Origin of the sequence: Bacillus sp. FSL K6-1218 (genome assembly GCF_038006445.1) — a bacterium.
GTDB lineage: Bacteria > Bacillota > Bacilli > Bacillales > Bacillaceae_G > Bacillus_A > Bacillus_A thuringiensis_S.
The window spans coordinates 423041-435682 of record NZ_JBBOVE010000001.1 but is presented as its reverse complement, the minus strand read 5'-3'; the positions used below and the strand labels follow the sequence as shown (position 1 = coordinate 435682).

The following is a 12642-nucleotide window of genomic DNA, read 5'->3' as shown; positions in this document are numbered from 1 at the left end:
TCACCTCCAAAAACATTTACGTTTTTTCTAAGTCTTTCTTCTATTATAAACTATTTTTGGTTATAAAAAATGGGCGCTCACAAAACGAGCAAACCCATTTCAATTATTTATGGTCTTCTTTAGTAGCTGCAACTTCTTCTTTAGCTTGTCCAGAATTCTTCATGTAGTGAAGTATAAATGTTGCTCCAAATGCTACAACTAAAATAATAAAGAATAGTGTATGACTAACCTCAATCTTGATTAAAGACAGTAACATTTTCGATGCGATAATTAAGATTAAAATATATGCTGTCGTTTCAAGCTCTGGAATACGCTCTAACAATTTTAAGAATACACCAGCGATACCACGCATCATTAAAATACCGAGCATTCCGCCTAATAATAAAATCCAAACTTCATTAGATACACCAAATGCAGCAAGTACGCTATCTACAGAGAATGCGATATCCATTAATTCAACCATCGCAACTGTTCCCCAGAAGACACCGAACATTCTAAAGAGAATACTGTTTTGATTCATACCGTGAGCTTCGTCTTCTTCACTTGCACCTTTACGCTTATCAATAAAGTATTTTACTGATAACCAAGCAAGGTAAAGTGCACCAAGAAGTTTTACCCACCATAATTTAATTAAGAACATTCCAATTCCAATTGCAATAAAGCGGAACACATAAGCTCCAATAAGTCCATAGAATAATGCTTTTTTACGTTTTTCTTCCGGAAGATGTTTTACCATTACTGCTAACACAAGTGCGTTATCAGCAGATAACAAACCTTCAAGTACAACAAGTGTACCTATTAATCCCCAAGATACTGGATCTTGCAACACTTTAATCCACATGTCCAAGTCGAAAAACTGAGCATACGTATCAAGGATTCCTTGCAAAATACTCATCTTACCTTTATCCCCTATTCTTTGCCAGATTTATAGAAAGGTCAAAAAAAGGAAACGAATATCGTTTCCTTTCTATGCATCCAAGCCATACGCTCTTACAAGCGCACCTAAACCACCTTGGAATCCACTTCCTACTGCATTAAACTTCCACTGTCCATTATGACGGTATAATTCACAAAAGACAACTGCTGTTTCGATGGAGAAATCTTCCCCTAAATCAAAACGAAGAACTTCTTCATTCGTCTCTTCATTTGCTAAACGAACAAACGCATTTCCTACTTGTCCAAAGTTTTGACTACGGCCTTCTGCATCATAAATCGTAACTGTAATAGCAATTCTGTGCACATCTGCTGGAACTTTCTTTAAGTCCACAACAAGTTGCTCATCGTCACCTTCACCTTCACCTGTACGGTTATCTCCTGTATGTAAAACAGATCCACAAGGAGACTGTAAATTATTATAGAAGATAAAATCAGTTTCCTTCGTACATTTTCCGTTTGCATCTAATAAAAAGGCAGATGCATCTAAATCGAAATCTGATCCACCGTCATAAGATTTAATATCCCATCCAAGACCAATTACTGCTTTTGTTAAACCAGGGCTTGTCTTACCCAAATCAATTTTCTGTCCTTTTTGTAATTGAATAACCATCTATATTCACCTCTATATTTTTATCTTTAAAAATATATCCATCGGTAAACATACATTTCACCGATGGATATATAAATTAAATCTATTACTCTACGTCTAAACCAAAGTTATTACATAGAGACGCTAATCCACCTTGGAATCCACTTCCGATTGCATTGAATTTCCAGTCACCTGCATGACGGTATAATTCACCTACTACTACGGCTGTTTCAATAGAGAAATCTTCTCCTAAATCGTAACGAATTAATTCTGCATTCTTTTCTTCATCTAAAATACGTACGAAAGAGTTAGAAACTTGTCCGAAGTTTTGGCTACGACCTTCTCCATCATAGATTGTAATTGTGAAACAAATACGTTCGATATGTGCAGGTACATTTTTCAAATCTACTTTGATCGATTCGTCATCACCTTCACCTTCGCCAGTTCGGTTATCTCCTAAATGCTCGACAGCACCATTCGCACCTTTTGGGTTATTATAGAAGACGAAATCCTCTGCACCTGAAACTTTACCGTTAGCGCCTACTAAGAAAATACTAACATCTAAATCGAAATCGTTTTGTCCGTCATAACGATTCGTATCCCAACCTAGTCCTACAAGAACTTTTGAAAGACCCGGATTCGTTTTTGTTAAGTCTACCTTTTGTCCTTTTTTCAATGAAATTGATGCCATATTCAATTCCTCCTCGGTTTATTTTATTGATAACGTGATACAATCTCACTTAAGTTTTTATCTTGTGTGCCTTCTCCAACAGCTGAAAACTTCCATTCACTTCCGTGACGATACATTTCACCTGCAATTAGAGTCGTTTTGCCACCATAATTATCCGATAAATTATAGCGTGCTAATTCTTCACCAGTTTGCGGGTTTTGAATACGAATATATGCATTACGAATCATCCCGAAATCTTGACGACGATTTACACAGTCATAAATATTTACAACGAATACTAAACGATTAATACGGCTCGGAACTTTATGTAATTCTACGAAAATTGTTTCGTCATCACCAGCGCCTTCACCTGTTAAATTATCTCCTGAATGAATAATACTACCACAAGTAGAAAGTTTGTTTCCGAAGTAAACTAAATCATTTTTGTTTAAAAAACGATCTCCTTCTAACATAACAACAGATGCATCACAATCTACATTTGGTTTACTTCCAAATAATGAAGACAGAAATCCACCTGATTGCCCAATTGGATCCCAGCCTAAGCCAACCTGTAGTTTTGCTACTTTTGGTTGTCCTTTCGTTAAATCGATCTTTTGACCTTTTTCTAAAATAATAGGCATGAAGTTTCTCCCTTTCTACAAAGCATTTTCCAAATCGGAAAATATTGTATTCTTCTCTTATATTGTAGCATTATTTACCTAGCGATAAAAAGGATAAATTCTCAGTTATATGAAAACATTCATATAATTTACTTATGATGATGTAAGAAGTGGTAAATAGCACCAATCATTCCTGCACAATTACCGTTTTGTGCAAGTTCAATCTCACAATTATTATAAATCTCTTGATTTAAGTATTTACTGACCTCTTCTTTTACTTCTTTTAAAAACTCATTTCCTCTATCGGTAATTCCTCCACCAATAATAATCGTTTCTGGATTAAAAATATAAGCAAGATTACTAATTCCGATTGCCAAATATTTAAAGAAGATCCCAACTGCTTGAACAACTTCCCGATCTCCTTTATCATACAACTCGAAAATTCTTTTCCCATTCCACTCACCTTTGCCTTTATATTTTCTGACAAGACGAATTAATCCTGAAATCGAGGCAACCTCTTCAAACGGTTTTCCTTCTATTAACATATTCCCCCATTCACCAGCACTAAATGAATGTCCTCGGTACAATTCTCCATCTATAAAAATTGCTCCCCCAATCCCTGTTCCAAGGGTGAGCATAATAAAGTTCTCTTTCTCTCTTCCACTACCATTCCACTTTTCTCCAAACGCTGCACAATTCACATCATTGTCAATCGATACTGGAACTTTTAATATCTCTTGTAATCTATCAATAATAGGAATAGTACGATATCCCGGAATATGATCCGCACCTCCCGTCACAATTCCCTTACTAATATCAACAATCCCCGTGGTGCTAATACCAATTCCTGCAATAGTATGTTCATTCATTATTTTTTTTGATACATATATCAGTTTTTGAATAATTTGTTCTCCGCCTAAATGAATTTCTGTTGCAACTGTTTTACGCTTTAATACTCTCCCTATTTCTGAAACAATGCCATACTTAATTTGCGTACCGCCAATATCAAACGCTATATACTCTTTCATCTACTGCCACTTCCTCTACCGTTATGAATGTAAATTCTCCGCCTCTACTATTTGTAGGAAATCTACATTAACTCTTTTCTGCTTTGAGAAATACACCACCTTTTTCTATATATAGTTTTTTTTGCATAAAACTCTTTTTCCTAAGAAATATTACAAAGGGATGTATTTTAGATGGAATATTAATTTCTTAGGAGGAAAACCATGACGAAAATCTTCATTTTAGCATCAACACTCTCTTTATCTTTTTTTAGCGGTTTAAATATTGGTAATGCTGCAACTGAAAACTTCCGCCCATTAACAAACGCTATTGTACAAAATAGTGATCATTTTGCAGAAGGAAACTCAAAGGATAATAATAAACCTCCAGGAAATAACGGTTCTCAGAACGATAGTGGTTCTGGTGACAACGGTTCTGGTGGCAATGGTTCCGGCGGTAACGGTTCTGGTGGCAATGGTTCCGGCGGTAACGGTTCTGGTAGCAGTGGCTCTGACGGCAACGGCTCTGACGGCAATGGTTCCGGCGGTAACGGTTCTGGTGGCAGTGGCTCTGGCGGCAATGGTTCCGGCGGTAACGGTTCTGGTGGCAGTGGCTCTGACGGCAATGGTTCCGGCGGTAACGGTTCTGGTGGCAGTGGCTCTGACGGCAATGGTTCCGGCGGTAACGGTTCTGGTGGCAGTGGCTCTGGCGGCAATGGTTCCGGCGGTAACGGCTCCGGTGGCAACGGTTCTGGTGGCAGTGGCTCTGGCGACAACGGTTCTGGTGGCAACGGCTCTGGTGGCAACGGCTCTGGTGGCAATGGTTCCGGCGGTAACGGTTCTGGTGGCAGTGGCTCTGGCGACAACGGTTCTGGTGGCAATGGTTCTGGTGGCAATGGTTCTGGTGGCAGTGGCTCTGGTGGCAGTGGCTCTGGTGGCAATGGCTCTGGTGGCAATGGCTCTGGTGGCAATGGTTCTGGTGGCAGTGGTTCTGGTGGCAGTGGCTCTGGTGGCAATGGCTCTGGTGGCAATGGCTCTCAAGGCGGTAATCGTGTTAAAGGCGATAGCAGTTCTCAAGGTGGCAATGGCTCTCAAGGGGGTAACCGCGTTAAAGGCGATAGTAGCTCTCAAGGGGGAAATGGTTCCCAAGGTGGTAACGTAAAAGACAACTCGAAAAAACAAGGCGATAAGTTACCTAATACTGCAACACATTATCCTGCATCTATTTTAATGGGACTTTCAACATTCCTAATCGGTATGTTACTGTTTATTCGCCGTAAAAATGCAAAATAAAAACACATCCTTCCATCTAAACAATACATGAAACAAATTATAAAACTAAAAAGGACTTTGGATTGCATTTTATTATGCAGCCCAAAGTCCTTTTTATCACCTATCAGAAAAAGTATTAATACGCTTTTCCCCAATACACCATTTGTTTAGCTTCTTTACCACAACAAATACATTCTTCAGCTAAATGCTCTTGCTCAAAAGGCATACAACGTGAAGATACTCCCACTTCTTCTTTTAGTTTCTCTTCACAAGCCAATTCTCCGCACCACATTGCCTTAATAAAGCCTTGCTTTTCGTCAGCTACTTTTTTCATCTCTTCGAAATTTGTCGCAGCATACGTATTTTCATCACGAAATACTTTTGCTTTATTAAATAAAGAAATATGAATTTCTTCAAGTAATGCTGGAACACGTTCTTCTAATTGATCCATTGGTACAAACTCTTTTTCCTTCCTATCTCTTCTTACAAGTACAACTTGATTCTTTTCAATATCTTTAGGGCCAACTTCTAATCGAATTGGAATACCCTTCATTTCATACTCATTAAATTTCCAACCTGGCGTTTTATTACTAGCATCTATTTTTACTCGTGCAACCTTTTGAATATGTCCTTGTAACTCTGTTGCTTTTGCTAAAACTCCTTCTTTATGCTGAGCAATCGGTACAATAACAACTTGCACTGGAGCAACTTTTGGTGGCATTACAAGTCCATTATTATCGCTATGAACCATAATTAGCCCACCTATCATTCTTGTTGATACACCCCAAGATGTTTGGTGTACATATTGCCACTTACCGTTACGATCTAAAAATTTAATATCAAATGCTTCAGAGAAATTCGTTCCAAAGTTATGGGATGTTCCTGTTTGAAGTGCTTTCCCATCATGCATTAAGCTTTCAATTGTATAAGTTGCCTTTGCTCCAGCAAACTTCTCTTTTTCTGTTTTTTGTCCTTTAATAACTGGTATCGCTAAATAATCCTCACAGAAAGAAGCATATAAGTTTAAAATATTTAATGTTTCAGCCTGCGATTCTTCTGCTGTTTCATGGATTGTATGACCCTCTTGCCATAAAAATTCTGTCGTACGAAGGAATGGCCTAGTTGTCTTCTCCCAACGAACTACTGAACACCACTGGTTGTATAATTTTGGCAAATTATTATAGGATTGCACAATTTTTGAAAAGTGCTCACAGAATAAAGTTTCAGATGTAGGACGTACACAAAGTCTTTCCGCTAACTTTTCATCTCCGCCATGCGTAACCCATGCTACTTCAGGAGCAAACCCTTCAACATGATCCTTCTCTTTTTGCAATAAACTCTCTGGGATAAACATTGGCATATATACATTTTCATGGCCAGTTTCTTTTAGCTTCTCATCCATCACCTTCTGCATATTCTCCCATAAGGCATAACCATATGGACGTAAAATCATGCACCCTTTTACACTTGAATAATCAACAAGTTCGGCTTTTTTTACAATATCGGTATACCACTGCGCAAAGTCCTCTTCCATCTTCGTAATAGCTTGCACTTGTTCTTTTGCCATAGTCATTCTTCCTCCTTCTAGAAAATACAAAAAAGCCCGCGCCCCTAAATAGGGACCGAGCTTTGCCGGCGTTACCACCCTGATTCATACACAAAAATTGTATATGCTCTCTTCTTGATAACGGGAAATTCCCGCTGCATATGCAGAACTCAAAGGCAGGTTCCATATTGCCTTTTTAAGAATCTTTCAGCCTGGCGGATTCTCTCTCTGCTAAAAAGGTTGAACATGTACTAGTCCTTTTTCATCGTTATAACGCAATAAATTTGTTGATTATCATAATACAAATTCTTTTTTAAAACAATAGCTAATTTTCTTATTATTATATATTCTTTTCATTTTTTGCAGTTTTATACGTAGCTTTTTCGAGAGATTTTTACAAGTTGATGTGCAATCATACCGATGAGTGTACCTAGTAGAACGAAGAAACCAATAAATCCATATCCCATTCCTTCCCACCCACCAATAACCATCATTGTAACGGGAAAGGACGCTAAGCAAAGAAGTATTAAACTAAGTGCAAATATAATATCGAACTGTTTGTCTGGAAACCGTTTCTTTAGTAAATATGAAATAGCAAATACAAGGATAATCGTGATTCCGCCAATGATGTAAAAGATACCAAATCCATCTAACCAACCCATAGTGTTTCCTCCTTCCATAGATTCCCTTATACTTAATTATATGTTTAATTTTTCTGAAAATAAATAATAAATTTTCACCTAAAAATATATTTTTATTACTAGGTATTAATAGTAATATATAAGAATAGGTTTTATATAATCAGGAGGGAACTTTATGGATAAAGCATTAACAAACCACGTCATTATTTTATCATTCGACTGTTTATCAGCTTTAGATTTTCCTATACTACAAAAACTACCTCATTTCCAATCTCTAATAAAAAAAGGCACGGTTGTCGAAAAAGTAGAACCGATTTATCCTTCTGTAACATATCCAAGCCACTCAACAATCGTAACCGGTAATTACCCTAACAAGCACGGTGTTGTTAGCAATACGTTACTTCAACCAGGGCGTGAATCACCTGATTGGCATTGGTACCGAAAATCGATAAAAGGAACAACATTGTATGATGAAGCACGTAAAGCAAATTTAACGACAGCTGCTCTTCTATGGCCTGTTACCGGCAGAGCAAATATTGATTACAATTTACCAGAAATCTTTCCAAATAGACCGTGGCAAAATCAAGTTTTAGTTTCCTTATTTAGCGGTAGCCCACTATACCAATTAGATTTAAATCGTCGTTTCGGCCATATAAGAAATGGTTTATCACAGCCAGAGCTGGATGATTTCGTCCTCGCCTCTGCTGTGCATACAATCCAGACGAAAAAGCCTAATGTCATGTTTGTACATTTCACCGATCTAGACACCCAAAGACACTATCACGGCTTTGAATCTAACGAAACAATGGCTGCTATCCAGAGACACGACGAACGTCTAGGGAAAATTATTCAAGCACTAAAAGAAAGTGACCTATACGAAGAAAGTACAATTATTGCCCTTGGTGATCATAGCGCTTTAAGTGAAAACAAATCCATCCAATTAAATGTACTATTCCATCAAAGAGGACTTATATCTCTTAATAAAAAAGGAAAATTAGTAGACTGGAAAGCCTATTGCCAAAGTTGCGACGGCTCTGCCTATGTATATGTAAAGGACAAAAATAATACAGATACAATTCGGGAGGTACAACTACTCCTTGAAGAACTACTTCAAAATAAACAAAACGGAATTGAATTTATACTTCATGATGAAGCTGCGAAGGAATGGGGTGCAGACGGTAATTGTTTATTCATGTTAGAAGCACGAGAAGGGTATTATTTCACTGAAAACTATACAGGAGATTTTATCAAAGAAATTACTGAAAAAGATGTTACGCCTAGTAAAAAATATACATTTGGTACGCATGGATATTCTCCAACAAAACCTAACTATGAAACAATTTTTATCGCTGCTGGAAAAGGTATAAAAAGTGGTGTGACAATCCCGTATATGAGACTTATTGATGAAGGTCCAACTATCGCTAGACTACTAGGTTTACACTTAGGTGAAACAGACGGAGCAATTGTAGAGGATTTACTCCAATTGTAAAGAACTGTGTATATATGTAAAAGTTATGTAAAATTCATCACTGTTTCTCTTTTTATAATTTTTATTTTTGTACACTGTTAGTAAAACAAATTTAAGGGGGAACATTATATGAAAAAAATGTCCAGACAAGAAAAAAGCTGGATATTATACGATTGGGCGAACTCTGTATACTCGCTCGTCATTACAACTGCATTATTTCCAATTTACTTTAAAGCAGCTGCAAAAGAAGCTGGACTATCTGGGGCAACTTCAACAGCATATTGGGGATATGCAAACTCATTCGCAACACTTTTAATTTCTATACTTGCTCCTATTCTCGGCACAGTTGCTGATTATAAAGGATTTAAAAAACGATTTTTCACATTCTTCTTTGGACTCGGTATCGTATTTACAAGTATATTAGCAGTCGTTCCAACATCTCAGTGGTACTTATTATTAGGATGCTATATGCTCGCCTTAGTCGGTTTTGCTGGAGCAAACATTTTTTATGATGCATTTTTAGTAGATGTCACTTCTGAAGATAGAATGGATCGAATTTCTACGCGAGGTTTCGCATTAGGCTATATTGGGAGTACTATTCCTTTCATCGGTTGTATCGCTCTTATTATTCTTTCTCAAAAAGGAACTATCCCTTTATCTGTTGGTATTGCTAGTCAAATTTCATTTGCGATAACAGCTCTTTGGTGGGGGTTATTTACGATTCCAATGCTAAAAAACGTAGAGCAAACGCACTATATTGAACGTCACCCTAGACCAATTACAATGAGCTTCAAACGCCTTGCTGCTACTTTTAAAAATATTAAAGAATATAAAACTGTATTCATGTTCCTAATCGCTTACTTTTTCTATATTGATGGAGTCGATACAATTATTACTATGTCCACCGCTTACGGAACAGATCTCGGTATCAGTGCAACTAATCTATTAATCATATTATTTGTAACACAAATTGTCGCTTGTCCATTTGCTTTATTATACGGAAAATTATCAGCAACATTTACAGGTAAAAAAATGCTATATGTCGGTATCATTATTTATATCATCATTTGCATATATGCTTATTTCTTAAAAACGACACTTGATTTTTGGATTTTAGCAATGTTAGTTGCTACATCTCAAGGTGGTATTCAAGCACTAAGTCGTTCATACTTTGCAAAGCTAGTACCAAAAGAATCTGCTAATGAATTCTTCGGATTTTATAATATCTTTGGTAAGTTCGCCGCAATTATGGGCCCAGTATTAGTCGGTGTTACAACGCAATTAACAGGAAAAACAAACGCTGGTGTTCTTAGTATTATTGTTCTGTTTATTATCGGTGGATTCTTACTAACTAGAGTTCCAGAAAATAATACATCCGTTACACCACCTAGTCCCAAGACTAAAACGCTATAAGAAAAGATCCTCTTCTCATGAGAAGAGGATCTTTTTTATTTTTAACGGTGCGCCTTATAATGAACGACTCTACTGCTTGTACAAAAATAATTTATCAACAGTTGTTCCTAATACTTCAGCTAAACGGAATGCTAACGCTAAGCTTGGATCATATTTATTATTCTCAATTGCATTTATCGTCTGTCTAGAAACCTTGCATTTATCAGCTAATGCGCCTTGTGAAATATTATTTTCAGTGCGTAATTCATAGATTTGATTTTTCACACCATTGCTCCTAACCTGTAAAATCGTTTTTACAACATCAGTATATAATTGGCTCATATAGTTGTCAAAAGTTCCTCAAAGAAAAAGGGAACAATTTTGCTCCCTTAAAATAGTTATTTCGAAGCTAACGAATTTGTTAGTTTCTCTTTATTAACGACATCTTCTTTCTTTATTTGCATGCGTAGAACTGGCCCTATCGCTAATAAAATAAGTGCCATTGCTATACAAAACACAATAACTAGTGAAGTTAGTTCCTTTAATCCTCCAGCTAGTGAAGTTCCAATTAGCATTGCCCCCATAAACAGTGGTACAATCGTCCCATTTACTCTTCCAACCATATTTTCTGGTACAAGTTGAATCATAAGCGTACCGACAACGATATTAACACAAGCTAAACAAATACCTGTTCCAAATCTCATGAAACTAGTAATCCAAAATGATGTAGATAGCCCTTCTACTAAAAATGACATCGCTAATATGCTCATACCGAATACAAACATCTTTTTCGGATTCACTTTTGAAGCGAAAACTGCAGCAACAATACCACCAATTAACATACCTATTCCATCAGCTGCAGCTAAATATTGAACTGCTTCCTTTTCCATTCCAAGGCGTTCTATTACAAGAAACACCTCTAATGGAGTTGTTAATCCAACAGCTAAGCCTATAATGGTGAAAGTAATCGTAATCATACGTAAATTTTTCGTATGAAGAACATACTTCCAACCTTCTTTTATATCATTTTTTAATGAATCTCTCGCCACTTGCTCTTTTTCAACCCATTTTGGTAAAAATGAAAGAATGATAGCCGATAACAAAAATAGAATGATTAAGCTATATAGTGATGTAAATAAGCCAAGTTGTGTATACACAATTGATCCTACAACTGGCCCAAAAATCATAAATAAGGACTGTAATGTTTGATTAAATGCAATAGCACTTGCTACCTCTTCTTCTTTTACATAGCGCTTAAATATACGCGAAGATGAGGGCTGAGAAAACTGACCTACAATTGCGGAAACGAGTGTTGCAAAAAATATTGCCTGCCAGTAATCAAACGTTAACAATATGACAATTCCTATAATAGACAGTACACTTAACACATCTCCAGCAATCATTGTTCTTTTCGGATTCCAACGATCTGCTAATGCACCACCAATGAACGAGAAAATAAAGATAGGTGCATATTCCATGACAGATAATAGCGACACTGAAACTGGATCATTATTCGTCCGCTCCATTATGAAATACAATAGAGCCATATTTCTAATCCAAATTGCAAATTGTTGTAAAATATCAGATGCCATAACGAGCATAAATGCTCTGTTTTTAAATAAAGTGTTCATTTTCATCCTCCTTATAAACCGACCGTTCGGTCTAATTTGTTTCATAAGAAAAGCTGCTGACTTATTATTCAGCTGCCATTCCTTTTAACAATACATCTATTGCCTTTTTATAAATACGTTTCAACTCTTTATAATCTAATTCGTAGTAAAGTACTCCAAGCCCTGATAATAATCCGTTCACAATATACATAAGATCACGAGTATTATCTTCACGGAACTCTCCAGACTGTATACCTGCTTCAATTAATTTCTCAAACATAACATATGATTCTCTAGTTAAAGCTAACAGTTCATCCAGAATCTCTTTACTTACAACTTGGCTCATAGAGAATTCCTCTATTGCATTTGAAATTGGTTGCTGTATGTCCTCTACATGATATTCCGCGAGACCATATAGTTTTTCAGTACTAGTGCTATACAACTTCTCTTTTTCATTCCATTTTTCAAGCCAATCATACGTATGCTGTTTCACTACAAATAAAAATAAATCTTCTTTACTTTTAAAGTGATAATAAATACTTCCTTTACTTCGCTCTGTAATTTCACAAATCTCTTCCATAGATGTAGCTGCGTAGCCCTTCTGTGAAAATAGACTTTCTGCTTTAGATGCAATTTCTTTCTTTATCTCTTCTGCGCTTCTTCTCATATTCACACCTCTTTAAACCGACCGTTCAGTTTAATAATAACAAATCAAAAACCTCTATCGCAAGAGGCTATATTCCTTATTTAAGAAAACGTACTTTCAAACCAAGTTCGAATCATATGTATCGTTCCAAATTTAAATGCTAATTTAACAAGAAATACGCCTCCCGCAGCTAATAAAAATAACACTACTTTCCCCTTATTTTTCACTTTCGGTTCCCTTTTCATTTC

14 protein-coding genes and 1 other annotated feature are annotated in these 12642 nt (G+C 36.5%); of the genes, 3 read left to right on the top strand and 11 right to left on the bottom strand.

The window, feature by feature from the left end; genetic code table 11:
* Positions 1-103: 103 nt before the first annotated feature.
* The 5 genes from MHI26_RS02250 to MHI26_RS02230 form a co-directional block, all read right to left on the bottom strand.
* A complete protein-coding gene (locus MHI26_RS02250; protein ID WP_000025706.1) occupies positions 104-895 on the bottom strand; it encodes a TerC family protein in 792 nt (263 codons plus the stop codon).
* A 72-nt stretch (positions 896-967) separates the two neighbouring features.
* On the bottom strand, positions 968-1546 hold the full coding sequence (locus tag MHI26_RS02245) for a TerD family protein (RefSeq protein WP_000236653.1): 579 nt from the start codon (positions 1544-1546) through the stop codon (positions 968-970).
* 85 nt (positions 1547-1631) lie between these two features.
* Entirely contained in the window at positions 1632-2216 is a 585-nt protein-coding gene (locus MHI26_RS02240) for a TerD family protein (protein WP_000146729.1), read from the bottom strand.
* A 23-nt stretch (positions 2217-2239) separates the two neighbouring features.
* Positions 2240-2836, bottom strand: a complete 597-nt coding sequence (locus MHI26_RS02235; protein WP_061666210.1) for a TerD family protein — start codon at positions 2834-2836, stop codon at positions 2240-2242.
* 128 nt (positions 2837-2964) lie between these two features.
* A complete protein-coding gene (locus tag MHI26_RS02230; RefSeq protein WP_061666209.1) occupies positions 2965-3843 on the bottom strand; it encodes an ROK family protein in 879 nt (292 codons plus the stop codon).
* 201 nt (positions 3844-4044) lie between these two features.
* On the opposite strand from MHI26_RS02230, the gene MHI26_RS02225 reads away from it, so the two are divergent.
* Positions 4045-5112: an LPXTG cell wall anchor domain-containing protein gene (locus MHI26_RS02225; RefSeq protein WP_340993693.1), complete on the top strand. Its 1068-nt coding sequence runs from the start codon at positions 4045-4047 to the stop codon at positions 5110-5112.
* 115 nt (positions 5113-5227) lie between these two features.
* On the opposite strand, the gene proS is transcribed toward MHI26_RS02225, so the two are convergent.
* On the bottom strand, positions 5228-6658 hold the full coding sequence (proS, locus tag MHI26_RS02220) for a proline--tRNA ligase (protein ID WP_061666207.1): 1431 nt from the start codon (positions 6656-6658) through the stop codon (positions 5228-5230).
* Positions 6659-6705: 47 nt separating this feature from the next.
* Positions 6706-6912, bottom strand: a binding site (T-box leader).
* A 93-nt stretch (positions 6913-7005) separates the two neighbouring features.
* A complete protein-coding gene (locus MHI26_RS02215; protein ID WP_061666206.1) occupies positions 7006-7299 on the bottom strand; it encodes a YesK-like family protein in 294 nt (97 codons plus the stop codon).
* Between the two features lie 154 nt (positions 7300-7453).
* Between MHI26_RS02215 and MHI26_RS02210 the strand changes: the two genes are divergently transcribed.
* Both MHI26_RS02210 and MHI26_RS02205 read left to right on the top strand, forming a co-directional pair.
* On the top strand, positions 7454-8767 hold the full coding sequence (locus tag MHI26_RS02210) for an alkaline phosphatase family protein (RefSeq protein WP_061666205.1): 1314 nt from the start codon (positions 7454-7456) through the stop codon (positions 8765-8767).
* Between the two features lie 108 nt (positions 8768-8875).
* Complete coding sequence (locus MHI26_RS02205; RefSeq protein WP_000738804.1) at positions 8876-10159, top strand: MFS transporter; 1284 nt, start codon at positions 8876-8878, stop codon at positions 10157-10159.
* 69 nt (positions 10160-10228) lie between these two features.
* On the opposite strand, the gene MHI26_RS02200 is transcribed toward MHI26_RS02205, so the two are convergent.
* The 4 genes from MHI26_RS02200 to MHI26_RS02185 all read right to left on the bottom strand — a co-directional run bounded on the left by MHI26_RS02200 (position 10229) and on the right by MHI26_RS02185 (position 12639).
* Positions 10229-10480: a helix-turn-helix transcriptional regulator gene (locus MHI26_RS02200; RefSeq protein WP_002023181.1), complete on the bottom strand. Its 252-nt coding sequence runs from the start codon at positions 10478-10480 to the stop codon at positions 10229-10231.
* Between the two features lie 56 nt (positions 10481-10536).
* Positions 10537-11769 (bottom strand): MFS transporter, encoded by a 1233-nt coding sequence (locus MHI26_RS02195; protein ID WP_001093904.1) that lies wholly within the window; start codon positions 11767-11769, stop codon positions 10537-10539.
* 64 nt (positions 11770-11833) lie between these two features.
* Positions 11834-12415 carry a TetR/AcrR family transcriptional regulator gene (locus MHI26_RS02190; protein WP_001254428.1) on the bottom strand — a complete coding sequence of 194 codons (582 nt, stop codon included), beginning with the start codon at positions 12413-12415 and terminating at the stop codon, positions 11834-11836.
* A gap of 80 nt (positions 12416-12495) precedes the next feature.
* Entirely contained in the window at positions 12496-12639 is a 144-nt protein-coding gene (locus MHI26_RS02185) for a hypothetical protein (protein ID WP_000817981.1), read from the bottom strand.
* Between the last annotated feature and the right edge of the window lie 3 nt (positions 12640-12642).